Raw genomic sequence first — 26032 nt, forward strand, 5'->3', positions numbered from 1 at the left:
GGCAAGGAGTGCTGGAAAAGCGATGCTCAAGGCGCGATGGAGTCGAGCAGTCCGAGCTTGTCGAGGGCGCGCCGCAGATCGACGGCATCGGCTGCGGGCAGGGGCAGGCGCGGCGCGCGCGGCTTGCCCACAGGCAGGCCCATCATCGAGAGGCCGTCCTTCGAAGCCGCGACGTAGCGGTGGCCGCCGACCCAGCGCACGATCGGCAGCATCTCCTTGTAGAGCGCCAGCGCGGCGGGCATGTCCCGCTCGTCGGCTACCAGTTCGAACAGGCGGGCCGACATCTTCGGAATCAGGTTGGAGCAGACCGCCACCCAGCCCTGGGCGCCTAGCCAGAAGGACTCGTAGCCGAGGATGCCGGCGAACACCGTCATGCGGTCGCCGCACAGCTCGATGATGTCGCGCACCCGCGTGACCTCGAGCGTCGACTCCTTGATGTACCTGCAGTTGTCGATGCGCGAGAGGCGTGCCACCAGCTCGGGCTTGAGGTCCACATTGGCCGTGGCCGGGTTGTTGTAGACCATGATCGGCACGTTGATCGCCTCGCCCACCTTGCGGTAGTGCTCGAACAGCTCGTCGTCGGTGGGCGAACTGTAGAACGGCGGAATGATCATCACGCCGTCGGCGCCCATGCCCTCGGCCTCGCGGCTCAGCCGCACGCACTCGTCGGTCCACTCCGCGCCGGTGCCGATCAGAACAGGCACGCGTTTTGCGGTCGTCTGCACACAGGTCTCGATCACCAGTTGCCGCTCCTCGGGCGTCAACGAGAGGAACTCCCCGGTGCTGCCCAGTGGAATCAGCCCGTGGATGCCCTCCTCGATCTGCCAGTCGACCAGCTTCCTGAGCGCAGGCACGTCCACATGCTTTCCGTCGGCGGTCATCGGGGTGATCAGCACCGTATAGGTGCCTCGAAACGCTGTCATGGGTCGGTCCTCGGTGAAAAATCGGATGACGGAATGATCGTGTACGATTAGTATACGTATACATTCGGTATATCCAAGCGGTTTTTTTCATCGCACCTGCTCATGAGCGCCAGACTGACCCACAGCTCCATTGCCGCCAGTGGCCGGACGATCCGCTTCTGGTACGACGGCCAGGCCATCGACGGCCTTGAGGGCGAGACCGTGGCAGCTGCGCTGGCGGCCAGCCACATCCGCCAGATGCGGCACACGCGCGACGGCGAGCGCCGCGGCCTTTATTGCGGCATGGGGGCGTGCTTCGACTGCCTGGTGACGATCGACGGCGTGGCCAGCCAGCGCGCCTGCCTGGCCAAGGTGGCGGAGGGCCAGCAGATCCGCTCCGCCATGCCGGCGGGCACGCCGGCCGACCCCCTGCAGCCGCTCGCGCCACCCGCCGACGCGGAGCCGGCCGCGCAAGACGTCGACGTGCTGGTGGTGGGCGCCGGGCCGGCCGGCCTGTCGGCGGCACTGGCCGCGCGGCAAGCCGGCGCCAGCGTGCTGGTGCTCGACGAGCGGCTGCAGTCCGGCGGCCAGTTCTACAAGCCGCTGGCCCCCTCGCACCACGCGCCCCGCCCCGTCGATCGCCAGTTCGCAAAGGGCCTCGCGCTCGAGCGCGACGTGCGCGCGGCCGGCGTGGCCATCGCGCAGGGCGCGCAGGTCTGGGCTGCGTTCTCGGCGCATGAAGTCAGCGCGTTGATCGCCGGGCGCGCCACCCACATCCGATGCAGGCAACTGGTGATCGCACCAGGTGCCTACGAGCGGCCCGTTCCCATTCCCGGCTGGACGTTGCCCGGCGTGATGACCACCGGCGCCGCGCAAACGCTGGCGCGGGCTTACCGCGTGGCGCCGGGCCGGCGCGTGGTGGTCGCGGGCAACGGCCCGCTCAACCTGCAGCTCGCGGCGGAATTGCTGGCTGGCGGTGCGCACGTGGTCGCGGTGCTCGAATCGGCGGCGCGCCCCTCGGTGCGCGACTGGCGTCACCTGCTGACCACTGCCCGCACCGCGCCCGACCTGGTGGGCCAGGGCTGGGGTTACCTGCGGCAACTGCGCGCGCACAAGGTGCCTGTGCTGTGGCGCCACGCGGTGGCAGCGGCCGAAGGCGACGGCGAATTGCAGGCGGTGCAAGTGGTTGAACTGGACGCACAGGGCCAGCCCACGGGAGCGCCGATGCAGCGCTTCGAGGCAGACACCCTGTGCCTGGGCTACGGCTTCATCCCTTCGACCGAACTCGCACGCATGCTGGGCTGCGAGCATCGCGTGGTCGACCGGCACCTCGGCTATCTCGCGACCGTGACCGCCGGCGACGGCGCCACCAGCCTGGAAGACGTCTTCGTGGTCGGCGACGGCGCGGACCTCGGCGGTTCGCGCGTCGCGCTGGCACGCGGCACGCTGGCCGGGCGGTCCGCAGCGCGCAAGCTCGGACTGCCGGCAAAGCCAACGGCCGCTCCCGACCGGACAGCGGCCCAGCTCCAGCGGGCCGAGTGCTTCCAGCAGGCCCTCTGGTCGCTGTACGAGGCACCTCCCGTGGCACTGGCTGCCATCCGCGACGACACGCTGCTGTGCCGCTGCGAAGAAATCAGCTTCGGCTCCGTGCGCGAACAGATCCGCGCAGGCCGCGACACGCTGGCAGCGCTCAAGCGCAACACGCGGCTGGGCATGGGCCGCTGCCAAGGGCGCTACTGCGCGGTCACGGCCGCCAAGCTGGTGAGCGGGATGACGGGGCGAGCGCTGGAGGTCGAGCATTACTTCGCACCGCGTCCCCCGGCCAAGCCCGTGCCGGCCGGCGCCCTGGGATTCGAGAAGCCCGAATGGGGCGGCCACAAGCCGGCCATCACGCCGAACCTCGCGCGGCCGGTCGAACACGCGCCCTTCGGAACCCTGCGCACCGACGTGCTGGTCATCGGCGCCGGCGTGCTCGGCTCCTGCCTCGGCCACTATCTGTCGAAGGCCGGCCAGGACGTGACGGTGGTCGACCGCGACGACATCAACCTCCAGGCCTCGGGGGCCAATGCCGGCAGCCTGCACGTGCAGTTGCTGTCCTTCGATTTCGGCGCCAAGGCGCAGGAAGGCGGCGGTCCGGCCGCGGCCACGCTGCCGCTGGGCCCGATGTCGGTGCGGTTGTGGCAGGAGATCGAGGCCGCGTCCGGCGAAGACCTGGAGATCAAGATCACCGGCGGACTGATGGTGGCCGACACCGCGGCCGGCATGCGCTTCATCGAGGCCAAGGCCGCGCTGGAACGCAGCCATGGCATCGAGGCGCAGGTGATCGACGCGGCCACGCTGCGCCGCCTGTCGCCGGCGCTGTCGCCGCAGCTGCTGGGTGCCGAACTCTGTCCCATGGAGGGCAAGATCAACCCGCTGCGCGCGACCTATGCCGTGGCTTCTCTCGCGCAGCAGCAGGGCGCACGCTTCCTGCGAGGCTGCGATGTACGCCGGATCGAACGCCGTCCGGGCGACGGCGGCGGCTTCGTGGTCCATACCTCGCGCGGCATCATCCACGCGGGCCGCCTGGTGAACGCCAGCGGCGCATGGTCCAGCAAGGTGGGCGAGATGCTCGGCGTGCAGATTCCCGTCAAGGGCGCACCGCTGCAGATGATCGTGACCGAGCCCGCGCCGCCGCTGGTCAACCACCTGGTGGCGCATGCCGACCGGCACCTGAGCCTCAAGCAAGCGGCCACCGGCGGACTGATCATCGGCGGCGGCTGGACCGCGGCCTTCCATGAAGGCATGCGGCTGAACCGCGCCGAACGCGCCAGCATCGAGGGCGGGCTGTGGGTCGCGCGGCAGGTGCTGCCAGCTGTGTGCGGCCTGCACATGGTGCGCTGCTGGGCCGGCATGAACGTCAACATCGACGGCGCACCGATCCTGGGCGACGTGCCCGGCGTGCCTGGCTTCTACAACGCCGTCACCTCCAACGGCTACACCCTGGCGCCCATCGCCGCGCGCCTGGTCACCGACCTGATCGTGCACGGGCGCACGGACATCGACATCACGCCTTTCCGGATCGACCGGTTTCTTTGACAGAACTCCATGACTGACCACTCCCAAGCCCAAGCGCGCGACGTGCTGCGCCAATTCATTGACACCCACTTCCAGGAACAGGTCGAGACCCTGGCGCAACTGGTGCAATGCCCGTCCGACAACCCGCCCGGCGATTGCGCGCCGCATGCCGAAGTGACGGCCCGCCTGCTCGAGGGCATGGACCTGGTGGTCGAGCGCCATGCCGTGCCGCCCGCGTTCGCACAGCAGCACGGCATGCGCAGCGTGACCAACCTGATCGTGCGCGAACGTTTCGGCGAGGGGCCGGTGATTGCCCTGAACGCGCACGGCGACGTGGTGCCGCCGGGCTCGGGCTGGACCGGCTCGCCCTACAGCGGCGAGGTGCGCGACGGATGGCTGTACGGGCGCGGTGCGGCGGTTTCCAAGTCGGACTTCACCACCTACGCCTTCGCGCTGCGCGCGCTGAAGCAGCTGCGTGCCGGCGGCATGCCGCTGGCCGGCACGGTCGAGCTGCACCTGACCTACGACGAAGAGACCGGTGGCATGACCGGACCCGGCTGGATTCTCTCGCAGGGCCTGAGCAGGCCCGACTACGTGATCTCGGCGGCCTTCTCTCACCACGTTGTCGTGGCGCACAACGGGTGCCTGCACCTGGAAGTGATCCTGCGCGGCAAGTCCGCGCACGCCGCGCGGCCCGACACGGGCGCCGACGCCATCGAGGCTGCTGCGACATTGCTGCCCGCGCTGTACCGCTACCGCGACCAGCTGGCCGCACGGCCCTCGCAGACCCCCGGCATCACGCATCCGACGATGGTGGTCGGGCTGATCCAGGGCGGCATCAACACCAACGTGGTGGCCGACACGCTGAGCTTGCGCATCGACCGGCGCATCGTGCCGGAAGAGACGCCCGAAGCGGTCGAGGCCGAACTTCGGCAAGTCATCGAGGACGCCTGTGCGCTGCCGGGCATCTCGGTCGAGATCCGGCAGATCCTGCTGGCCCGTCCTTTCGCACCCGCGCCCGGTGCCGCGGAGTTCGCCGCGCTGATGTGCCGCGAGGCGAGCGCAGTCATGGGCAAGCCGGTGACGCCGATCGGCGTGCCGCTGTACACGGACGCGCGCCTCTACAGCGAAGCCGGCATCCCGACCGTGATGTATGGCGCGGGCCCCGAGTCGCTGCTCGAAGCCAACGGCCACCGCGCCGACGAACGGGTTCCCCTCGACGAGCTGCGCAAGGCGACCATCGTCGTTGCCAACACGCTCTTGCACCTCATGGCCCCTTCAAAGGAAACCCGATGATCGACATCAGCCAAGTGAGCAAGTGGTACGGCACGTTCCAGGTGCTGACCGATTGCACGACGCGCATCCGCAAAGGCGAGGTCGTCGTGGTCTGCGGGCCTTCGGGTTCGGGCAAGTCCACCTTGATCAAGTGCGTGAACGCGCTGGAGCCCTTCCAGCAGGGCAGCATCACGGTCGACGGGGCCTCGGTGGGCGACCCGAAGATCGACCTCAACCGGCTGCGCTCGCGCGTCGGCATGGTGTTCCAGCACTTCGAGCTGTTTCCTCATCTGTCGATCGAGCAGAACCTGTCGATCGCGCAGGTCAAGGTGCTCAAGCGCTCGTCGAGCGAGGCGCGCACCCGCTCCATGGCGCTGCTCGAACGCGTTGGCATGAAAGCCCATTCGCACAAGTTTCCGTCGCAGCTCTCGGGCGGCCAGCAACAGCGCGTGGCCATCGCACGCGCGCTGGCAATGGACCCGATCGCCATGCTGTTCGATGAGCCCACCTCCGCGCTCGACCCCGAGATGGTCAACGAGGTGCTCGACGTGATGGTTCAGCTGGCGTGCGAAGGCATGACCATGATGTGCGTGACCCACGAGATGGGCTTTGCGCGCAAGGTGGCCAGCCGGGTGATCTTCATGGACCGCGGCAGCATCGTCGAAGATTGCGCGAAGGAAGAGTTCTTTGGCAACCCGGCTGCGCGCTCCGACCGCGCGCAGCAGTTCCTCTCGAAAATCCTGCAGCACTGAGCACCATCCAGCACCTGGCTTCCGCCTCGCTCCGGCACGCGCAGCATCGCGGATGCAAGGCCCGCGCCAAAGAAGATGCCGTCTTCGGCAAGACTGCGACATCCTGTGCTGGATCGCACGCCGAGTTCGGTCTGCCCAGCCCCGCCGAAGCTCCTATGCTCGTGACGTACAGACGCCCGGCAGCCCCCTCGCCTGTTGCCGCTGCGGCGATTTCCTGCCCTCCCACTGGAGCTTCTTTCGAATGTCCCTGCAAGATTTCAAGGTCCTCACGTTCGACGTCGTCGGCACGCTGATCGATTTCGAACGCGGCATGCTCGCCTACCTGCGCTCGGCCCTGCCCGATGCGGCCGTGAGCGACGATGACTTTCTGGCCGCCTACCGGGTCGCCCGCGCCGACGGCAACGCGGGCTGGTATCCCGATGACCTGGAGCGCTGCTGGCACGCCATCGCCCCCGCGCTGGGCCTGCCCGACAGCGATGCGCTCGCGCAAGGACTGCGCGATTCGGTGGCGCAATGGCCGGCTTTCCCGGACTCGGTGGAGGCACTGAAGCGTCTGCGCAAGCGCTTCAAGCTGGTGACGATGACCAATGCGCAGCAATGGGCGCTGGCCCATTTCGACAAGACGCTGGGCTCGCCCTTCGACATGCTGCTGAGCAGCGACGATGCGCTGTGCGAGAAGCCCGACGCGCGCTACTTCGCCTACGCGCGCGGCCGCTTCGAGGGCGCCTGGGGCTTCAGGCAGGCCGACAACTTGCACGTGGCGCAAAGCCAGTACCACGACATCGGCATCTCCAAACAGTTGGGCATCACCACCTGCTGGATCGAGCGCCGCCATGCGCAAAAGGGGTCTGGAGGCACCATCGAGTCGAAACGCACCGAGCCCGACTACCACTTCCACACGCTGGCCGAACTCGCGGATGCCGTCGAGGCGGGCCGCTGATCATTGCGCCACAACGACCTCTGCGCGCGTCAGCGCTTCCCCAGAAGCGGTGAGCGGCCCATCTTTTCCCGCGGGGTCGTCACTACGGGCTTCACATCCGAGAAACGCGCCCGCTTGATCGCGACGTCCAGCGACGGCAGGCTCCAGGTCCTCTGCAGGCGCAGGCTGTTCATTCCGGCATTCCAGGCATGCAGCATCCGCTTGCCCGTCTCGTGGAATCCGGGGTAGCGGCCGGCCGCCTCGACCACCTGCGGGGTCACGCGGACAATGGACTCGCAGATGCGATCCACACGTTCTTTGGTCTGAGCGGGCATCACGCCGCAACGTGTCTGCAGAAACCTCTCCAATGCCTTGCCGGGCATCCAGGTACTGCGCCCTTCGACAGGCATGCCCGGGGGATTCTTCGCGTAGTCGTCGTAGACCGTCGTGGTCAACATGTCGTAGACGGGCGCCAAGGCGATGTTCTCGCGCGACGCGTAGAGCAGTGCGATGTTCTTGGTGTGGCAGTCCGCGTTGCGCAGCGCATAGGTCAGCAGCAGCAGATCTGCCAGCTGCGACAGCGCCGCATTCTGTTGCGCCGGCGAATCCACCACATCCTTGATGCGGCCGACCACGCGCTCCCAGGTCGACTGGTACTTTTCTTCAGGCCGCAGCGACAGCAAACTGCAAAGGTCTTCCATGCCTATGCGTGTGGCGCCGCCGTCCTCGAAGTCGAAGCGATGCACCACGAGCGCCTGGCCATCCTCGGAGACTTCGGTCATCGCAGCAGGAATGCCGGCCTGTCGCGACACTTCCATGCACAGGTGCTCATTGAGCGCGACGCCCGGGAGCCTGGCGGTGGCGCCCTTGATGATGTAGCGATCGGTAGCCAGCGTCCCTTTGCCGTATTCGGCCAGTGTGTTGGGCGACAGGAACTTGGGGACGACGCCAGACACTCCGGACACGGCGTACCGGCGCACCAGGTCGACAAAGGCCGCCTCGGAGTTGTCGCCACGCAGAATTCCAGCCAATTCGAACGGCACGGGCGGCTGCGTCGGGTCGGCGCCGGGCATGGCGACCTTGACGCGTCCGATGGCGTTGCGCCCCACCACCGACAGCAGGTTGAGCGGCGATGCACCGACCTGCGGCCCCAATTGCTCCTGCAGGATCGACAGCAGGAAGCCCTCCGGCAGGTTCATCCGAAAGATGGGATGAAGGTCGGGATAGGCATAGGACTCCGTGCGCACGGGCATCAGCAGCGAGACGAACTGCTCGGGTTCGGCGTCAGGGTGATAGGCCATGACGTGGCGAAACCCATCGGCAGACTCCAGAGTCGCCACCGGCTTGTCATGAACGAAGACGTGCAGCTTCATCCGTGCGCTTCACTGTCCTGCGCGAAGGCGCGTTGCCGCTCCGCCAGCGCGTCGTCGAGCGTGAAGCTGCGCTTCGTCGGCACGTAGCCCATCTCATGGCCGAGCACCTCCAGCAGGCGCAGCAGCTTGCGCGAGCCGAACTCGGCAACCCCGCCCGTCTCGAAGCGCGCAAGTGTGGACTGGCCCATGCCGCTCAATGCGGCGAGCTCCTTTTGGGTCATGCCGCGTTCCTTGCGCAAGCGCGCGAGCGAACGACCAAGATCAGGCAAGCTGTTCATAGGCTTTATTTGCTATAAAAATCTGCGCAGGAGATCAAAATTTCAGGGCAACATCGCCGCTGGCGGCGACATGGATTATATCAAATAAGGCATTAATCGGCGGATCCGAAAAATGCTTTATTTGCCATTCAGTAACAGCAAAGCTGGAAGAGATTCGTGAGAAACTCTTTTAGTTTATAGCAAATACGACATTATACTAGGCCGCTTGCCGCAGCGACGCCCGCGCGCACGCCAGGAAGGGCTCGATCAGGGGACTCTCCCAATCGCTGCGCCAGCACGCGGCTATGTCCATCCTTGCATCGGCGTTCCGCAGCGCCCTGAACACCACGCCCGGAGGCCGGCCGATCCGGGCGCAGGCGGGCAGGATGGCCACGCCCCTGCCTGCGAGGACGAGTGCCAACGCCGACACCATGGTCTCGACCCGCTGCGCAATCGGCATGCTGACATCGTGCCGCCGAAGCATCGAGGCAATGACGGATTTGTCGACGTCTCCATCGGGCACGGGCAGCCCGATGAGGGGCATGCCTGACAGCCGCTCCATCGGAATGCTGGACATGCGGGCCAGCGGCGAATCCGCGCGCACGGCCAGCATCAGCGGCTGGGTTCCGATGCGTTCGGCCGCAATGCCCGCGTGGACGATGGGCGGGATGCAGATCGCCACCGACACCTCCGAATCAGTGAGGGCCGAGACGTTGTTGGCGGCGTTCAGCTCCACGTACTGGATCTCCACGTCCGGCAGCTTCGCCCGAAGCGTGTTCTCCAGGCGAGGAAGCACCAGGTAGGACAGCACGACCATGGTTCCGACCGTGAGCCGGCCCCTGCTGCCTGAGCCGATCGCCCGCGCCGCGTCGAAGCCTTCGTTGGCAAGCAGCAGTGCCTCCTTGGCACGCTGGAAGAGCGCATTGCCGGCGTCGGTGATCTCCATGCCGCGCGCCGCCCTGCGGAACAGCGGCGTACCCACCGCGGCCTCCAGGTTCTTGATGTGGACCGACAGCGGCGGCTGGGCCATGTTGAGCCGGCGTGCCGCCTTGCCCACGCTGCGTTCCTCGGCCACGGCCACGAAGTAGCGAAGCGTTCTGAAGTCCGGTGCTGCCATATGCTGGTCGTATGCCTTTTCAAGAAAACAGTATTGGACTCGATGTTGCCGCGCATCAATCATTTGCGCATGAAAAAGTTTCCGCGTCTTCCGAAGTCTGAAATCTGCGAGATGCCCGCCACGGCGCTGCGCACGCTCGTCGCGCAGCGAGAGCTCTCCCCGGTGGAGATCACACTGGAAGTCCTGCGCCGCGCCGATGCCGTCCAGCCGCAGCTGAACTGCTTCATCACGCTGTGCCACGAGCGGGCGATGGCGCAGGCCCGCGAGGCGGAAAGCGCCGTGATGAAGGGCGAGCCGCTGGGCTTGCTGCACGGCCTGCCCTTCACGGTGAAGGACATCGTCGACACCGCCAACGTGAGAACGACCTACGGTTCGCTGCTGCATCGCGACCACGTCCCCACGCAGGACGCCGTGGCCGTGGCGCGCATGCGCCAGGCCGGCGCCATCCTCATCGGCAAGACGACCACCTCCGAGTTCGGCGCCAAGTGCCTGACCGACGCGCCCCTGTTCGGAAGCACCCGCAACGCATGGGATGCGACGCGCACGAGCGGCGGCTCGAGCGGCGGGGCGGCCGCATCGATTGCGGCGGGCATCGCGCCGCTGGCCATTGCCACCGACGGCGGCGGTTCGACGCGCATTCCCGCCGCCTGCAACGGCGTGGTCGGCCTGAAGCAGAGCCTGGGCGTGGTGCCCCACAGCCAGGTGCAGGACGCCTTCGGCAACTACACCTACGTGACGCCCACCACGCGCAACGTGGCCGACACCGCGCTCATGCTGCAGGCCATGACCGGCGCCCACGGATCCGATCCCTGGTCACTGGGCGTGCCGGCGCAGCCTTACTTCGACGCGCTGCAGCCCGGCGGCGATCTGCGCGGCAAGCGGATTCTTTATTGCGCAACACCCGCGGGGCGGCCGATCTCCGCCGACGTCGCCGCCGCCTTCGAAGCCGCGCTTGCCACCTTGCGTTCGATGGGCGCGCAACTCGAAGAGATGCCTGGCGACGGCTATGACGTCGAGCCGGTGTGGCGGGTGATCAACCACACCAGTTGGCGCGGCCGCTTCGCGCCGCTGGCCGCGGCGCATGCCGACCAGCTGAGCCCGTCCTTGCTGCAGCAGCTCGCGCTCGCAGAGCACGTCGACGGGGTCGCCTTCCAGCAGGCCATGTTTGCCAGGACCGCGCTCTTCCGCAAGGTCCAGGCCCAGCTGGAGACGCACGACTTCATCTTCACGCCGACGCTCTCGCGCACGGCGCTGCCGATCGACCAGGACCTGTTCGGCAGCATCGAGATCGATGGCGAGTCGTACGCCGAAGTGCGGGCGAACTGGTTTCCGTGGACGATGCCCTTCAACCTCACGGGCCACCCCGCCATCAGCCTGCCGTGCGGCGCGGGCCGCGACGGCCTGCCCATCGGCATGCAGCTTGTCGGCCGGTTCCGCGAGGACCTGCAGCTGCTGCAGGCCGCGTCGTTCTTCGAAGCCGCGCACCGGCCGGCGAACGCGCTGCCCACCCTCGCTTTCTGAGTCCGCCCCTCCGTTTCGTTCTCAACCCAGCAGGTACCCACCATGGCCTCTTTCCTCAGGACACTTCTTCTCGGTGCGTCGATCACCCTGGCCGGCGCCGCCGCGCATGCCGATGCGCCCATCCGGCTGGTCATCGGCTTTCCGCCCGGCGGCGCGCTCGACAGCCTGGCGCGTTCGCTGGCCGAGGACATGCGCACCACGCTCAAGGAGCCCGTGCTGGTGGAGAACCGGCCCGGCGCCTCGACGCGCATTTCCATCGAGGCCGTCAAGGCCGCACGGCCCGACGGCCGCACCATCCTGCTGGGCTCGACGCCGCCCTTCGTTCTCTTTCCGATGACCTATGCGCGGCTGAACTACGACGTCGACAAGGACTTCATCCCGGTCGCGCACCTGGCGATCGTGCCCAGCGTCCTTTCCGCCGGCGCAGGCCAGCCGTTCAAGACGGTTCCCGAATACGTCGCGTGGATCAAGAAGAACCCCGCCGGCGCCAGCGTGGGGCTGACCAACCTCGGCGGCGGACTGCACTTCAGCGTGCTGCAGCTGTCCAAGGCCATCGGCGTGCCGCTCGCGCCGGTCACCTACAAGGGCGGCGCGCCGCTCGCGACCGACCTCGTCGGAGGCCACGTACCGCTCAGCGCCGACGCACTCGCCAGCCAGCTCGAACTCCACCGCGCGGGCAAGCTGCGGGTGCTGGGCGTTGCGGGCACCCGGCGGCTGAGCTGGCTGCCCGACGTTCCGACGATCAAGGAGTCGGGCTACGACGCCTTCGACCGCGCCAACGCCGCCTATGCCGCCTTCGTGCCGGCAGGGACGCCAAAGGACATGGCCGCCAGGCTGGAGGCGGCCCTGCTCGCCGCCATGCGCAATCCGCAGGTGCGCGCGCAAGTCGATCGCATGGGCCTGGAACCGACAGGGCTCCCCGGCGCGGAAGTGACGCGGATCATGAACGAGGACCGCGCGTACTGGCGCCCGATCGTGAAGGCCTCGGGGTTCAGGAGCGAAGACTGAATCGACCGACGATGGCCGACGAGGACCACGACGCCGGCAGGGCCGACTGGGCGGTGCTCGTTGCCGCGAGTTCGGGCGCGCTGCTGTGCTTTCTCAATCTCAGCGCACTCAATGTCGCGCTGCCGGCCGTGGCGCGCAGCCTGCACGCTTCGCCGGCGCAGGCGAGCTGGATCCTGCTGTCCTACATGCTGGTCAGCACCGTCTGCATCCTGAGCTTCGGACGCCTGGCCGATCTCTGGGGACGACGCCGGCTCTTCCTCACGGGGCTGTGGCTCTTCGTGGCCGCCTGCGCGGCATGCGCCCTCGCACCCAGCGCCGAACTGATGCTCGCGAGCCGCATCGCCCAGGCCGTCGGCGCGGCCGGCGTCATGGCCAACGCGAGCGCCTTGGTGGGCGATGCCTTCGGCCGCCGCAGGATGGGCCTGGCACTCGGCGTGCTCGCGATGGTCGCGGCGCTGGCCCAGGTCGTGGGCCCGCTGGCGGGCGGCTTCGTCGTGTCGTGGTGGGGATGGCGCGTTCTCTTCATGCTCAACGTGCCGATCGGGCTGGGCGTGCTGGCGTGGTCCTGGAAGGTGCTGCCCCACAGTGCGGCCGCCGGGGCCGAACGCTTCGACCTCGCAGGCGCGGCGCTGTCCCTCGTCGGCATCGGATGCGTGACCTATGCGCTCTCGATGGCCGGCACCCGCGGATGGACCAGCACGCCGGTATGGGCCTTCATGCTCGCGGGGCTGTGCGCCATCGCCCTCTTCTCCGGCGTTCAGATGCGCGTGGCCAGCCCGCTGGTCGACCCCTCGCTTTTCAGCGACCCGGCACGCCGGACCGCGTACGCGTGCATCCTGCTGCTGTCGATGACGCAGGCGGCACCCCTGCTGCTGGTGGCCTTGTACCTGCAGGCCTGCGCGGGCCTGCAGCCGTCGCAGGCGGGCCTGCGCATCGCACCGGTGGCATTCGGCATGCTGATGGCTGCGCCGCTGGCAGGCGCCATGACGCGGCGCTTCAGGCCCGAGTCCATCTGCGTGGCCGGCATGCTGCTCGCAGGATGCGCATTGGCACTGCTGGCCGCGCTGCTGCAGCCGACGATCGGCGCCGTGCAGCTGTCGCTGTGCCTCTGGGTGCTCGGGTTGGGCATCGGGAGCTTCGTGACGCCGAACAACACATCGATCCTCCAGAGCGTGGCGCCCCGGCGCCGGGGCGTCGCCAACGGCGTCCGCTCGACGCTGCAGAACACCGGCATCATGATCGGCACCGCGCTGGCGCTGAGCGTGGCGATGGCGCGGCTTCCATCCGGCTCGCAGCGCATGATTCTGGGAGGCGGCGGCGCGGGGCTTTCGAATCAGGATGTGGCGGCCTTTACCCAGGGCGCCCGTCACGCGCTGGTTGTGCTGGCGGTCCTTTGCCTTGCCGGCGCGGCGCTGATCGCCGCGACCATCTACAGGAACGCCAGCGCAGGGCCGGCAGTCGGCGCGAGCGCCTAGCGCGAGTTGCCGCTCAGAACATTCCGGGCAGGCCGGCCGCGGCCCGCGCGTCGCCACGCCGTGCCACGAGATCGATCTCGATGCGGGCCCCTTTCGCCAGGCCGGTCACGCCGACACAGGTCCGCGCGGGCCGCCGACCGTTCGCGAAATGGCTGGCGTAGACCGCGTTCATCGCCGCGTAGTCTTCATCGAAGTGCGTGAGGTAGACGCGCACCGACAGCGCGTGCTCCAGGCCCAGTCCGCACCCGGCCAGCACCGTCTGGAGGTTCTTCAATACCTGGCGCGTCTGCGCCTCGATGCCTGGGGGATAGGGTGAGTCCAGCGAGGTGCCGGCGAACGGCATCTGCCCGGTGACGAACACCCAGCCGTCCGCTTCGACCGCGTGGCTGAACGGAGCGACCGGTTCTGGTGCACCGGTGATCATGTGAAAGATGGGGGACATGCCTCACGGCAAGCCAGTTGCATGCCAACTGCGGCGCCGTGGCGAGTGGCACGTGTCTTGCGCGCCCTGCGCAAGCAACCAGAAAGCGCCACCGTGCAGTTCGAACAGTTCTCGACCGACTCCTATCCGGTGCACCAGCGGCCCCACGCCTGGCGCGATGCCCTGCACCTGCACCGTCTCAGGCCCCAGATGGCGCCGGCGGCGGCGCCCCTTTATGGCACGCTGACCGCCGGGCGCAGCGCACGCGGCGTCGGGATGGCGCGCATCACCTCGTCGCCCCAGACCATCCAGCGGCTGGGCGATGCGGCCGATGCCGTCTGGCTCGCGCTGCACCTGAGCGGCGATGCGGCGCTGCACGATGGCCAACGGACCATCGAGTTGGCCCCCGGCGACATCGTCTTCGGACCGGCCCAGGCGCAGGCGGGGCTGGATTTCCGCTCCAACTTCCGGCAGTTCATGGTGTCCATGCCGCGTGCCAGCCTGAAGGCCCGCTTGCCCGGCGGTCCCGCATTCGCGCTCGGCCACCTGTCGGGCCGGGCGGGCCTGGGCCGCATGTTCGCGGGCACGCTCACGGCGCTGGCCGACGCCTTCGATACGCTGAGCGACGACGAGATCGCGCCGGTCGAGTCGGCCCTGTCGGAGTTCATTGCAACGAGCCTGGCCGCCCGCCAGGACCCGGCCTCGCCCGCCATCAGCAGCACGCGGGCCGCCACGGTGCACAGGCTTTGCCAGCACGTGGAGGCCAACCTGAGCGACGCATCGCTGTCCCTGGCCGCCGTGGCGGCTCACGAGCGCCTGTCGGAGCGGCTGGTGCAGAAGCTCTTCGAGAGCCTCGGCCAGACCTTCACGGCCTACGTGCGCCAGTGCCGCCTCGAACGCTGCCGCGCCGACCTCGCCAACCGCCAGTACGGACACCTGTCGATCTCGGACATCTGCTTTCGCTGGGGCTTCAACGACCCGGCGCATTTCAGCCATTGCTTCCGCGACCGCTACAGCATGTCGCCCCGGCAGTACCGCCAGCAGGCCACCGAGGCCAGCCAGCAGTCGCTGCGCAAGCGCATCCGCCGCGGCTGGCCGTCGGGCTACTTCGAGACGCCGGCCGAGGACCCGATGGCCTCGGCGGCCCGCATCGACGCACGGGCAATGGCCGATGACGGCGCCGCAACCGCCGCACAGGCGGCTTCGGCCGTGCAGCACGGCAGCAGCGTCATCGCCGGCCACCATCACCACCTGCCAGCCACCGCGCAAACCATCCACTGGGGCTACTTCGGCCGCTCGATCCCGCCCGTGCTGACCATTGCCTCCGGCGACATCGTGACGATCGAGACGCTGACGCAGCACGCCTATGACGACCACGAGCGCATGATCAAGGGCGACTCCGGGGCCGAAAGCGTCTTCCAGTGGACGCGCGAACACAAGGCCGTGGACCGCCGCGGCGCCGGCCCTACCGATGCGTCGATCTACGGCCGGGGCAGCGGCGAAGGCTTCGGGGTGCACATCTGTACCGGGCCCATCTACGTGAAGGACGCGCAGCCCGGCGACGTGCTGGAGGTGCGCATCCTGGATCTCGCGCCGCGCCTCGCGGCCGATGCCAAGTACGAGGGCCGGGCCTTCGGCAGCAATGCCGCCGCCTGGTGGGGCTTCCAGTACGACGACCTGATCGAGGAGCCCAGGCAGCGCGAGGTGATCACGATCTACGAGGTCGACTGCAGCAGCCAAGGCCATGCCTGCGCCCATGCCGTCTACAACTTCCGCTGGACGCCGCAGCTCGATCCGAGCGGCGTGCTGCACCCGACCATCGACTATCCCGGCATCCCGGTCGACCGCGCATCGATCGTCGAGAACCACGGCGTGCTCCAGGGCGTGAGCATTCCGGTGCGCCCGCACTTCGGCGTGATCGCGGTCGCGCCTGCCGAGACCGGCCTCGTCGATTCGGTGCCGCCCTCATGCTTCGGCGGCAACCTGGACAACTGGCGCATCGCCAAGGGCGCCACCCTCTACCTGCGGGTCGGTGTCGACGGCGGGCTGCTGTCGGTGGGCGATCCGCACGCCTCGCAGGGCGACAGCGAGCTGTGCGGCACGGCCATCGAATGCTCGCTGACGGGCGTGTTCCAGATCGTCCTGCACAAGGCCGACCGGCTGCAGGGCGAACCCTATGCCGACATCGACTATCCGCTGGTGGAGACCGCCGACGAATGGGTGATCCACGGCTTCAGCCATGCGGACTACCTGAAGGAATTCGGCGACAAGGCGCGCAGCGCGATCTACGAGAAGTCGTCGCTCGACCCGGCCATGCGCGACGCCTTCCGCAAGACCCGGCGCTTCCTGATGACCGCGATGGGGCTGACCGAGGACGAGGCGATTTCCCTGATGTCGGTTGCCGTCGACTTCGGCGTGACGCAAGTCGTCGACGGCAACTGGGGCGTGCACGCGGTCATCCGCAAGTCGCTGTTTGCCGGGCGGCAACGGCCGGCGGGTGATGACTATCAGAAGGAATGAGCCTTGCATCACTTTGGAGTCGACCACTTACGCGTCGCACAGGCCCGCTCCGCCAGTGAGTTGACGGTAGCCGAAGGCCGTACTCGGCCAAAACCAGACATTCGACCCAAGCCTCTGAATTCGATGAAACCTGCGCTTTCCGTCAACGCCGCACTTGATGAACTGGCGACCCTGGTAGGTCAGGACGTCGCCTTGGAGGGCATCCTGCGCTTCGAGTTCGAAGGAACGGCTTTGGACCACTTCCCCAAGGCAGAGCGTCGCAACGCGCAAGATGAAGGTCCGCCGGAGGCATCGAGCGTGTGGCTGAGCGTTGGCTCAGGTGCTTTGCAATTCAACGAGGAGCAGCTTCGCCGATGGCATGGCAAACGGGTCACGGTGCTCGGCACCTTGCTCGGTCCCGATGAAACGCTCGGAGGGTGCGGCCATTTTTCGGCGTTCCCTGCCGAAGTGCTGGCCCGCTCCATCGAGCGGCTCTAGTTGTGAAGCTCCAATAGGTTGTATCCGGTGTTCATCCGGATTGGGTTTGAGAGACTGGAAGTCGCCAAACACCCAATCCACTCAGGACGCCCAACCGGATGAACACCCATAAGCATGCCCGACTTACCTTTGCCCGCCGACTTGAGATGGTCAAACAGATGACTCGTGAAGGCTTGGATGCCGTGCGAGCCGCGGCTGCACACGGCGTCACTGCGCCAACGGCCAGGAAGTGGCTTGGCCGTTACCTTGCGGGCGGTGAGGCCGCCTTGGCCGATGCGTCCTCCAGGCCCATGCGCTCTCCCAGGGCCATCGATGCGGGCAAGGCCCTGCTGATCGTCGAACTGCGCAAACGTCGAATGCTGCAGGCTCGCATTGCGCGCAGCGTGGGCGTCTCGGAGTCCACGGTCAGCCGCGTCCTGGCACGCGCCGGCATGTCCAAGCTGAGCGACCTGCAGCCTGTGGAGCCCGTCGTGCGCTACGAGCACGAAGCACCCGGCGATCTGCTGCATATCGACACCAAGAAGCTCGGGCGCATCGAGCGGCCCAGCCACCGCGTCACCGGCAATCGGCGAGATTCGGTCGACGGCGCGGGCTGGGAGACGCTGTTCGTGGCCATCGATGACCACGCCAGGCTGGCGTTCACCGCCATGCACCCGGACGAGAAGCAAGCGCAGGCGGTCCTGTTCCTGCGCAATGCGGTGGCCTACTACGCCCGCCTGGGCATCATCGTAAAGCGGTTGCTGACGGACAACGGTTCAGCCTTCCGCTCGCGCGACTTCCGGGCAACCTGCATTGAACTGGGCATCAAGCACAGCTTCACGCGGCCCTACCGGCCGCAGACCAACGGCAAGGCAGAGAGGTTCATCCAGTCCGCGTTGCGAGAGTGGGCCTACGGCTGGACCTACCAGAACTCGGCCCATCGAACCGATGCCCTGGCAAGCTGGCAACACCACTACAACTGGCATCGCCCGCACAGCGGTATCGGCGGCATCGCGCCCATGTCCAGACTCAACTCGTCAAGAAACAACCTCTTGACGCTTCACATCTAGTCGGCCAAGACCGGACTTTCACTGAAGGGGCGCACTCGCTCGGGAGTTGAAACTTATGAGTACATCCATGAACCGTATTGGGCCGAAGCAAGACGAGAATGGCCTTCATGCGCGTCGTTCGGCCCGACGAAGGCTGGCGTTTGCCTACGTGCTTTTCATCGGGATTTCGATCTTTTCCCTTTTGGGCTACTACTTCATTGGCGCCGGCCTCGGTTGGATCGCATCTGCAATATGGCTAGTGATCGAGATGGGGCGGTCCGCCGCAGCTGCCAAAGCCAAGGTGTGGCTCTGGGTTGGACTGACCATCATCTTAGGACCGCTCGGCTTGCTGCTTGGACCGCCAACGGCGCTCCATGTACTTGGCTGGGCTCCGGAAGTCGATCCTGCAGCGCCAGCAACTTCCGCCTAGAGCACTTCTTGTAAGAAGCACGCGGCTGCGGTGGACCGCCCAATGTGCGGCACTGTCGCGGCCACACTGACAGCAAGCGGGCCAATACCGGTCGGTCGGCGCCACGGCACAACTAGCCACTAGCGGAAGTTCGGCTCAGCCTCGAGAATCAGTTTATGACCTTGCAATACGTCAAACTTTGGGGGCCGTTCGCCCGTGCTTCTTAGAGTGCGTTGAAGTATGTCCCCTGTCGCCCCGAGCTCGCCAGTCGCCTTCTGTCCAAATTGCAATGTGGAATGCTCGGCATTCGTCGATCACTGCTCGATCTGCGGTGCTCTTTTTGGACCAGACGCTGCATGGAAGCCAAGCTCTGCTCCCAGACCCGCGGCCTCAAGCGCGTCCTGCTTTCTCCTCCGCATTTGCTGCCGTCCTGCTTTTGGGCGTGTTCCTCCCACTGCTGACGATGGGAGCTCTGTTTCTCGCGGAGAAGGTCTTCGGTATCGGCCTTGGAGTACGAGAACTAATATTTTTTTCATCTGCTTGAAAGTCATTTTTCTGAGCTTAGGGGTCTGCTTTCTCGGCGTCATTCTCATGGCCCTAACACAGCTGTTCATCGACCGTAGGGCCTAGAAGAAATGCAGCTGGCTCGTATTCGGCCAAGAGCAGTCGGCGCGATGACCAATAGCATTCAACATGAGCTTCACTCTTGACTACACAAGCATCGAACCGGTGTCTGAGCGGGTGGCGGCGCAAGTCTCTGCCGACGCCCGCGACCTTCGGAAGTCGTTCGACTGGTGGGCGGAATCCCTGTCGATCGAGTTGGACAAAGACTCCAAGCACTTGAGTGGTGGAGCACGAGTGATGCTGGGCGGCTACGGTTCCGTCCGGATCACGGAACCAGAGGACAACTTGATGATGTGTCGAGACATGCGACAGATAGTCAAGACGCTGGTGCGATGGTCGCAGAGCTACAGCATCACTTGGAATCTCAGCGTGGCGGGTCACGACATTGGGCGGGTCACCGGAGACGCGAATGATGCCGTCGCCGCTCGGCTCCTAGGCCCATGCGATCAACCTGAATGGCCGGAGAGCAGGATTCAGGAGATTCTGAAGAAGCACAAGGCGCGGAAGAGCAGGTAGCTCCCTAGGAGGGGTGCTACGGGGGCGTGGGCAATTTCCGCGTTTGCGCGCCGGGAAAGATGGCTTCGCGACCGGCTACAGTCGGCCAGAAGCGGACCTCCGAAGATGACTATCGACATACCTGAATCTGTTGCTACAGTGCTCAATCGGGCCGACTGCTACGGCGCTGTCAACGAAGAATTCATCTCAGAGATTGAACGGCAAAGCGGACTGGTCTTCCCCGGCGAGTACCGCGCGTTCCTATCGAGGTACGGTGCAGCCCTCCTGCCCGGCTTCGAACTGCACGGCCTGGTGCCTTCCGTGATTGAAGGCGAGCCTCCCTACTGGACTGACATTCGAGCGCTGCTCGGAAAGCAGTCGCTCAACGGACTGCCGTCGCATTTGGTCCCCATCTCGGATGATGGAGGCGACTTCAATTTCTATCTTTCATGTGCTGCGGAGCCGAACCATGGAACCGTTCTCGTCTACGGACCTGGTGCTGACGGAAAGCTGGTATCGCATGGGTTCTTTGAATTCGTGGAGCGAGCCGCGCACGGTAGCATTGCTGAGCTAATACCGACGTTGTGAAGGTGTTGCGTCCAACGCGGTCCGACAGGCTACAGTCGGCCGATACCGGACTTTCGCGGCGCCCGCACAACGGGGTGCTGTGAACATCGCTGGAGCGCGTGCACGACAACCGCCGAGCATCAACAATCGGCAAACATTCAACGGCGAACCTACATGAGCAGCTTGCCAAGGCTTTATCAGTTGATCCTCAGCACAGCGGGGGCGATCTTCTTGTCGACCGCCGCAATATCAGCGACCACCGTAGAGCTTGTTGAAGATCCTTGTCCGCCTCCGCCGCTGGGATACCGGATTGGGATCTTCGATGACGGGCGAGTCGAAATGAATGGGTCTGCCATCTCGACTGCGGCGTTCAAGCGCATCGTCGAAAGTCTTCAGCCAGACACGCTGATCTGCTGGTATCGCGATCGCCCGGAGAGCGACGATCCGCCTCCCAACACTTGGACGTTGTCAAGGTACTTGCTTCAGATTCACCCGCGTCCGCGAGTTGAGTATTTTTGGGATCCCGCTTTCTTGCAACGAATCATCATCCCTTGACTAAACATTCGATAGCAGGAAACGGCCAAAACCGGATGTTCACCAGTAACCTAAATTTGACCAAATTGATCCCCAGTCCCCAATCTTTCTTTGCTGGTTGTGGCGGCCTGCATGACGCCCGAATCGATCTGTTGGGGCGCCGCAACGCCGGCAGTTTGGCCTGACGCACCGCGCATGCATCGTATTCCCGACATCGATCGCCAGATCACGCAGTTGCTCAAGCCCGTACCGGCGATCGCCGCCGCGATCCAGATGCCAGTGATCTGCGGACTGGAGGATGAGGCGGCCATCGAGCGCGACACCTCCTTTCCAGGGCTGTATCGCATCGATGTCAGCACCGCCGGTCACCACGGCGACCTGGTGCAGTGGTTCGCTAGCTTCAAGGCCGACTGGGAGTGCGATAGCGCCAAGGGCGGCAAAAGTTCGGCGCTGATCAAGAAGCGACTGCTGCAGCACAGGGCGCTTCAGGAGTGGATGCCGGTGTACGTTGGCAAGTCCAGAAACGTGGCCGGGCGTGTTGCGAGCCACATCCACCTTCCGTTCTCCTCGTCAACATACGGCTTGAAACTGAGGGCACGCCCAGGGCTGGCCTTGCGAGCGTTCCGCCTGCACGCGATCGAACTCAAGGCCGTCAACTATGACGTCTTGGCACCAGCACTGGAGAGCGCGCTGCGCGAGCGTTTCCATCCGCTCGTCGGTCGCCAGTAGAGAGGCGGCGCCGGTTGTCACTCCGGCCGCTGGCGTTTCGACGAAATTTACGAATCAGAGTGAGGCGCTTCGGCGTCTGGATCCGGCCAGGAGCGGCTGTTCGACAACGCGGCGCAAAGTAGTGCGTGCAAACTGACCTTCATTGGGGCAACAATCGGCCAACACCCCAACATTCACCTTCATGACCCGTCTGAGTCTCCAGCAGTGTGGAAAGGTTGCATTCGCAGCCGGCGCAATCTTGCTGCTCCCGGCGCTTTGGTCTTTCGGGAGTGCCGTCTGGTCAGCAGCGACTACCGGCGAGGTCATGGTCATCAGTGTCGGACGGTATGAGACCTCAAGGGACTTCGTGCCTTGGGTATATGGTTGGGCCCGTTTTGCCGGCCCAATCGCACTCCTCTCGGCAGTTGCACTGTGGGCATTGCGAGAGTCGCCATGGTGGCCTCCGACATTGCTATCGGCGACAGGCTTGGCGTTGCTACTGTTCTCAAGGTGGTTCACATCACCAATGGGCGCAGTCGTCTTCTGCACAATGATTGCGTACCTCGTGCTTGCGGCCTTCGTCGACAGATATATGGGCCGGCTTACGGCAGCGCTGATGCTGCTTTCCACGGTGGCATTGATGCTTTGGATGTATGCCCGCTCGTTGTGAATGTGAAGGCAGCACCCGCCTCATAGCCGACCTTCGCGGCGCGCACACAACGCTTCCTGTAGGTTTGGGAGTCGCTTGCCCTGAAGCGCGTGCACACCAATCGACTGGCCATCAACAATCAGCCACCAGCGGACGCTCAATACTGGCGCCGACTCCCAGCAGTGCAACATGTCCTTTGAAGAGAACTTTCGCACTTGGCTGGCCCGGGCTTTGTCCGAGCCGGTACCAGCGTCCGTTTCGGCATACGCCTTCAACCTTTTCGAGTATCCGGAGACCCCGGAGGTAAAGTTCGGCATCGAATTGATAGGCGCCGGCTCGTTTGACCCTGCACACGCCGAGTGGGCCTGCGACGAGGTGTGGGAACCAGCCGAAAGGAGATTGGAGATTCCGACCAGTTATTCGAGTCGAGAATGGGAGGAATGCCAACGCCGTCTCTACAGCCTTGTACTGAGCTGTCTCGACTTCCAACCTGGCGGAGCAATCCTCAAGCGGAAGCAGGCGATCGGACTTGGCTTCGTTGATGGAGAACTGCAACTGATCTGGCAGAAATAGCTAGTTCGCCAGACGGCCAAAACCGGACCTCCGAGACAACCTCTCACTCAACCTTCGACCTATGGGCGCTGACCAGGTTTCAGAAATTGCTCCAGGCGTCCGAGAGGCGCTCGAAGCGCCAGATTTTTGCGCGACCTTTGAGGTCGCCGGCCATGCGGATAAGTGGGTTCAGTTCCACGGTGTCACGCTCAACGCCGCGTACCCGCGCGCGGAACATCCGTCGGCAGTGCTGGCCGCGCTGGGCGGTAGGCTGAAAGAATGGGCGCCGGGCATCTCGCTGACGGTCGCCTTGCCGACCGACGAAGCGCGAACCATCGCCAAGTGGATTGACCGCTACTTTGAGACGGTGCTGGGAGCGTCGGACGACTACGGCGTTGATGTTCGGCTTGAACGGGTCAAGACGGTAGGTCGCGCGTCGAATGACTCGTCGGCGTCAGGCTACTGACGGCCAGAACCAGACCTTCCCGCGAACCTCCTGAGACCGTCGAAAACACCTCAATCGTTGACGCCGTCGGCACCGACAAGGATATCGGCGAGGTTCGTCTGAGCATCTTTGACCACCTGCCTTGGAACACAGACCACCTCCGTGTCCTGCAGGACAAAATCAACGTGTACCTTGGCTTCATCGAGTCTGGTGAAATCTATGTCTCTTACCCAAACGCCAAAGGCCGCCCGCTGGTCATCGATGTGTACACAAAGTTTCGGCCGACTGAGGATGCGACACGCTTCCTAAAGCAGGCTGAAGCCGTTACCGCAAACTACGGCGCGTCCTTGCGTCAAGCTCCGTCTACGGGCGGCTACGCCGATGATTCTGCGTAGCGGTTCGCAGGCTACAGTCGGCCAAGACCAGACGTTCACGACAGGGGCTAAAACCCGCCAGATCGAATGAAACCAGAGGTTCAGTTCAACAAATTGGTCGTCTTTTCCGGTTCGGGCGTCAGCGCCGAGAGTGGCCTGCCTACTTTTCGAGATTCAAACGGTCTTTGGAATTCTTACTCCTGGGAGGATGTGTCAAGCCCGCAAGGTTGGAAGCGCAATCCAGAAGCAGTGCTTGCGTTCTACAACGAGCGACGACTCAAGGCTTGGCACGCAGTTCCAAACTGCAGCCCATCAGGCAATCGCATCCCTGGAGACCTCTTACGATGTGGTCGTCATCACACAGAATGTTGATGAGCTTCACGAACGTGCTGGCTCAATCAACGTCATCCACGTTCACGGCCAGATCGCCTATGCACGGGGTACTTCCGAAGCACGCAAGCGCTATCGGATCGAGGGCTCGCCGATCTCTATGGGCCAGCTCTGCGATGACGGAACTCAACTCCGGCCCGATGTGGTTTGGTTTGGAGAAGACGTCCAGTTCCTTGAAGAAGCTCGGGCACATATAGCGAGTGCTGGAAAGGTTCTCGTAGTAGGCACGTCTCTTTCGGTTTTTCCGGTTGCTTCTTTGGTAAACGCAGCCAGGGGTAGAGCAGAAAAGGTGCTCGTCTCGTTGAATGTAGAAAAGCCGCCTTACGGATATAGGTGTCTGAGGGGAAAAGCCACTGAAGTGATTCCCGCATTGGCCGTCAAGTGGCTCGCTGAAGCTAACCGAAATTCAGGCTAAGAACTTATTTCAACAAAGGTGCTTCGACTACAGTCGACCAAAATCGGACATTCATAACCTCCGTCGGATGCCAATGCGAAACGACCTTGACAACATCGGGCACGACGGCAAGTACCAGCAAGCGGTTGCGGCGTTCAGGTCTTCAGTCTCGTCCGCGCGGTCGTGCCGGCTTGTGCACTATGTCGGCGTCGGCAAACCAAATGGCAAGGACGTTGAAGCAAGCGAGGTCGAAACCGAGATCGCCGGCTGTCTCGCCGAAGGGTTCTACGTCGACTGCTTCTATGAAAGCGGTCGGCTCTTCATCTTGGTTCAAGAACCAGGCTGCCCGATTCCGACCTGGGAACAAGTTATCGCGGAAGAAGCAATGGTGGACGTGGACGCTCTTTTGGAAGCGGCCCGCCTGCGAGGCGAACTTTGACTACAGTCGGCCAGAAGCAGTCACCCAGCCGCAAGGCAGAATTCGCCCAGAAGCAGCCATTGGCATCGCACGCTTAGAGAACATGAACCCAACCGCTCCTTTGGCGCTTTCGGCGCTCCCAGACCCGACGGACCGACAGGCGGTGTTCGCGTTCGCAATGACGTTCAACGGGTATGAGCACTTCGGGTCGAGCGAAGCGGCGTTCGCCGCGGCCCGTGAGCGCCGGCGGTCTTCGTTGGTTGATGTTCGCAATGAGCTCTTCCTCGCCGCCCGAGCCTCGCGACATGGAGACAACGACGACTACCTTGAGCGCTATCGGGAACTGCTGCCTGTCTTCCAGCGCCTACTCGCTGCGTAGCGGGTGAGGCCCGCACACAGTGGAAAGCTGAATACGGCCAAACCGGCCGTTCGCCGTGCCGGCACAATGCGGCTAGAAGCGGACATCCATGAACTACCCAAGACTACGCCCCAAATCGGAAAGAGAACTCAGGCAAGAAGGGTTGCTTACACGGCTTAAGCAGCGGGGAGGACCGTCACCAGGGGTCTGCCTTACGCAGGACGCTCCCCTTGACGAGCAGGTTGCCATTAGAGAACTGACGCTTGACGCCGAAGGCGGGGTCGTGAGCGTCTCAGAGTTCGCCCTCTCTCCAAAGACGGCACCGGGTAGAACAAGCACTTCAGACGCGCTCAAGCAAGAGCTTGAACGCCTGTTGGCGGCGGCGGGCGACGAAGGTATTGCGTGCGGCGAGAACGGTCGGCGAGCCAGCCGAGAGGAACTCGAAGAATGGCTGTTGCTCATTGGCCTGCCCGTGTTCAGCTACCGTCGGGGCTGACGTCTGCTTAGCCCTTCGCGCCGGCAGTGCGACTGGCTACAGTCGGCCAAGAGCAGCCATACGCATAGGATTCCCAGTGCCTCGGAAAATAGCGACCATAGCCCGCGACATCGCCAGGTTTGCCCCCGACGAGGATGGTGACTGGCGCCGTCTGGACGTGCTGCTTGATGAACTTTGGCAGGCGGGCGCTCCAGAACAGGCAATCCTCGAAATGCTGAGCGTCTTTGAGCGCTATCCCGAGGAAGACGGTCACGGAGTGATGTGGAGCCTCGTTCACGGGTTGGAAAAGCTTCCGAACTACGAGTCCGCGCTTCTTTCTTCCCTGGCACGCCAGCCAAGCGAACTCGGGATCGTCATGGTCGGTCGCATGTTGAACTCCGGCGTTACAGCGGTCGATGGCGTTTCTCTGCTACTCACACTGCAGGAAATCGCTGGCTCTGCGACCTCTGCGCATATCAAGAAAACAGCACGCAGCTTGTTGTCACGGCCACGTTGATATTCGCACTGCCTCATCCCC

Annotated in this window: 28 protein-coding genes; 23 read left to right on the plus strand and 5 right to left on the minus strand. The window is 64.8% G+C overall.

Annotated features, from left to right (window positions below; all coding sequences use genetic code 11):
- Positions 1 to 26: 26 nt before the first annotated feature.
- Positions 27 to 923, minus strand: a complete 897-nt coding sequence (locus RZE77_RS31205; RefSeq protein ID WP_319442554.1) for a dihydrodipicolinate synthase family protein — start codon at positions 921 to 923, stop codon at positions 27 to 29.
- A gap of 102 nt (positions 924 to 1025) precedes the next feature.
- On the opposite strand from RZE77_RS31205, the gene RZE77_RS31210 reads away from it, so the two are divergent.
- The 4 genes from RZE77_RS31210 (at position 1026) to RZE77_RS31225 (ending at position 6926) form a co-directional block, all read left to right on the plus strand.
- Entirely contained in the window at positions 1026 to 3980 is a 2955-nt protein-coding gene (locus tag RZE77_RS31210; protein ID WP_319442555.1) for an FAD-dependent oxidoreductase, read from the plus strand.
- Between the two features lie 9 nt (positions 3981 to 3989).
- Entirely contained in the window at positions 3990 to 5255 is a 1266-nt protein-coding gene (locus RZE77_RS31215) for a M20/M25/M40 family metallo-hydrolase (RefSeq protein ID WP_319442556.1), read from the plus strand.
- Positions 5252 to 5986: an amino acid ABC transporter ATP-binding protein gene (locus tag RZE77_RS31220; protein ID WP_319442557.1), complete on the plus strand. Its 735-nt coding sequence runs from the start codon at positions 5252 to 5254 to the stop codon at positions 5984 to 5986. Before RZE77_RS31215 ends, RZE77_RS31220 begins: the two co-directional genes overlap by 4 nt.
- 241 nt (positions 5987 to 6227) lie before the next feature.
- The gene (locus tag RZE77_RS31225) at positions 6228 to 6926 is read left to right on the plus strand and encodes an HAD-IA family hydrolase (RefSeq protein ID WP_319442558.1); all 699 of its coding nucleotides are present in this window, start codon (positions 6228 to 6230) and stop codon (positions 6924 to 6926) included.
- 29 nt (positions 6927 to 6955) lie between these two features.
- Here the strand turns inward: RZE77_RS31225 and RZE77_RS31230 are convergent, their stop codons facing one another.
- From RZE77_RS31230 to RZE77_RS31240, 3 genes are all read right to left on the minus strand, one after another.
- Entirely contained in the window at positions 6956 to 8278 is a 1323-nt protein-coding gene (locus tag RZE77_RS31230) for a type II toxin-antitoxin system HipA family toxin (RefSeq protein ID WP_319442559.1), read from the minus strand.
- Positions 8275 to 8556: a helix-turn-helix domain-containing protein gene (locus tag RZE77_RS31235; protein ID WP_319442560.1), complete on the minus strand. Its 282-nt coding sequence runs from the start codon at positions 8554 to 8556 to the stop codon at positions 8275 to 8277. The genes RZE77_RS31230 and RZE77_RS31235 overlap by 4 nt, the downstream gene beginning before the upstream one ends.
- A 196-nt stretch (positions 8557 to 8752) precedes the next feature.
- On the minus strand, positions 8753 to 9652 hold the full coding sequence (locus tag RZE77_RS31240) for a LysR family transcriptional regulator (protein WP_319442561.1): 900 nt from the start codon (positions 9650 to 9652) through the stop codon (positions 8753 to 8755).
- A gap of 69 nt (positions 9653 to 9721) precedes the next feature.
- On the opposite strand from RZE77_RS31240, the gene RZE77_RS31245 reads away from it, so the two are divergent.
- The 3 genes from RZE77_RS31245 to RZE77_RS31255 are packed head-to-tail and all read left to right on the plus strand — an operon-like array spanning position 9722 to position 13656.
- On the plus strand, positions 9722 to 11173 hold the full coding sequence (locus tag RZE77_RS31245) for an amidase (protein ID WP_319442562.1): 1452 nt from the start codon (positions 9722 to 9724) through the stop codon (positions 11171 to 11173).
- A 42-nt stretch (positions 11174 to 11215) separates the two neighbouring features.
- Entirely contained in the window at positions 11216 to 12181 is a 966-nt protein-coding gene (locus tag RZE77_RS31250) for a tripartite tricarboxylate transporter substrate-binding protein (protein ID WP_319442563.1), read from the plus strand.
- Between the two features lie 11 nt (positions 12182 to 12192).
- Positions 12193 to 13656, plus strand: coding sequence for a DHA2 family efflux MFS transporter permease subunit (locus tag RZE77_RS31255; protein ID WP_319442564.1), 1464 nt, complete (start codon positions 12193 to 12195; stop codon positions 13654 to 13656).
- 13 nt (positions 13657 to 13669) lie between these two features.
- On the opposite strand, the gene RZE77_RS31260 is transcribed toward RZE77_RS31255, so the two are convergent.
- Positions 13670 to 14080, minus strand: coding sequence for a RidA family protein (locus RZE77_RS31260; protein WP_319442565.1), 411 nt, complete (start codon positions 14078 to 14080; stop codon positions 13670 to 13672).
- A gap of 111 nt (positions 14081 to 14191) precedes the next feature.
- On the opposite strand from RZE77_RS31260, the gene RZE77_RS31265 reads away from it, so the two are divergent.
- The 16 genes from RZE77_RS31265 (at position 14192) to RZE77_RS31335 (ending at position 26011) form a co-directional block, all read left to right on the plus strand.
- Complete coding sequence (locus tag RZE77_RS31265) at positions 14192 to 16597, plus strand: acetamidase/formamidase family protein (RefSeq protein ID WP_319442566.1); 2406 nt, start codon at positions 14192 to 14194, stop codon at positions 16595 to 16597.
- A gap of 123 nt (positions 16598 to 16720) precedes the next feature.
- On the plus strand, positions 16721 to 17074 hold the full coding sequence (locus RZE77_RS31270) for a hypothetical protein (protein WP_319442567.1): 354 nt from the start codon (positions 16721 to 16723) through the stop codon (positions 17072 to 17074).
- Positions 17075 to 17172: 98 nt separating this feature from the next.
- On the plus strand, positions 17173 to 18123 hold the full coding sequence (locus tag RZE77_RS31275; RefSeq protein ID WP_319442568.1) for an IS481 family transposase: 951 nt from the start codon (positions 17173 to 17175) through the stop codon (positions 18121 to 18123).
- Between the two features lie 67 nt (positions 18124 to 18190).
- Positions 18191 to 18532, plus strand: coding sequence for a hypothetical protein (locus RZE77_RS31280; protein ID WP_319442569.1), 342 nt, complete (start codon positions 18191 to 18193; stop codon positions 18530 to 18532).
- A 672-nt stretch (positions 18533 to 19204) separates the two neighbouring features.
- Positions 19205 to 19651, plus strand: a complete 447-nt coding sequence (locus RZE77_RS31285) for a hypothetical protein (RefSeq protein ID WP_319442570.1) — start codon at positions 19205 to 19207, stop codon at positions 19649 to 19651.
- Positions 19652 to 19756: 105 nt separating this feature from the next.
- Positions 19757 to 20218: an SMI1/KNR4 family protein gene (locus RZE77_RS31290; RefSeq protein WP_319442571.1), complete on the plus strand. Its 462-nt coding sequence runs from the start codon at positions 19757 to 19759 to the stop codon at positions 20216 to 20218.
- 153 nt (positions 20219 to 20371) lie between these two features.
- The gene (locus tag RZE77_RS31295) at positions 20372 to 20752 is read left to right on the plus strand and encodes a hypothetical protein (protein WP_319442572.1); all 381 of its coding nucleotides are present in this window, start codon (positions 20372 to 20374) and stop codon (positions 20750 to 20752) included.
- Between the two features lie 174 nt (positions 20753 to 20926).
- The gene (locus RZE77_RS31300; protein WP_319442573.1) at positions 20927 to 21460 is read left to right on the plus strand and encodes a GIY-YIG nuclease family protein; all 534 of its coding nucleotides are present in this window, start codon (positions 20927 to 20929) and stop codon (positions 21458 to 21460) included.
- A gap of 817 nt (positions 21461 to 22277) precedes the next feature.
- Complete coding sequence (locus tag RZE77_RS31305) at positions 22278 to 22661, plus strand: hypothetical protein (protein WP_319442574.1); 384 nt, start codon at positions 22278 to 22280, stop codon at positions 22659 to 22661.
- Between the two features lie 61 nt (positions 22662 to 22722).
- A complete protein-coding gene (locus tag RZE77_RS31310; RefSeq protein WP_319442575.1) occupies positions 22723 to 23106 on the plus strand; it encodes a hypothetical protein in 384 nt (127 codons plus the stop codon).
- Positions 23103 to 23480: a DUF6572 domain-containing protein gene (locus RZE77_RS33365; RefSeq protein WP_405547997.1), complete on the plus strand. Its 378-nt coding sequence runs from the start codon at positions 23103 to 23105 to the stop codon at positions 23478 to 23480. Before RZE77_RS31310 ends, RZE77_RS33365 begins: the two co-directional genes overlap by 4 nt.
- 66 nt (positions 23481 to 23546) lie before the next feature.
- Positions 23547 to 23831, plus strand: a complete 285-nt coding sequence (locus RZE77_RS31315; RefSeq protein ID WP_319442576.1) for an SIR2 family NAD-dependent protein deacylase — start codon at positions 23547 to 23549, stop codon at positions 23829 to 23831.
- Positions 23713 to 24264, plus strand: coding sequence for an SIR2 family NAD-dependent protein deacylase (locus tag RZE77_RS31320; RefSeq protein WP_319442577.1), 552 nt, complete (start codon positions 23713 to 23715; stop codon positions 24262 to 24264). The genes RZE77_RS31315 and RZE77_RS31320 overlap by 119 nt, the downstream gene beginning before the upstream one ends.
- 73 nt (positions 24265 to 24337) lie before the next feature.
- Positions 24338 to 24682 carry a hypothetical protein gene (locus RZE77_RS31325; RefSeq protein ID WP_319442578.1) on the plus strand — a complete coding sequence of 115 codons (345 nt, stop codon included), beginning with the start codon at positions 24338 to 24340 and terminating at the stop codon, positions 24680 to 24682.
- Positions 24683 to 24764: 82 nt separating this feature from the next.
- The gene (locus RZE77_RS31330; RefSeq protein WP_258505389.1) at positions 24765 to 25040 is read left to right on the plus strand and encodes a hypothetical protein; all 276 of its coding nucleotides are present in this window, start codon (positions 24765 to 24767) and stop codon (positions 25038 to 25040) included.
- A 551-nt stretch (positions 25041 to 25591) separates the two neighbouring features.
- On the plus strand, positions 25592 to 26011 hold the full coding sequence (locus tag RZE77_RS31335; protein WP_319442579.1) for a hypothetical protein: 420 nt from the start codon (positions 25592 to 25594) through the stop codon (positions 26009 to 26011).
- Positions 26012 to 26032: the final 21 nt, after the last annotated feature.

The sequence above is a fragment of the Variovorax sp. SPNA7 genome (assembly GCF_033807855.1).
GTDB classification, from domain to species: Bacteria; Pseudomonadota; Gammaproteobacteria; order Burkholderiales; family Burkholderiaceae_C; genus Variovorax; species Variovorax beijingensis.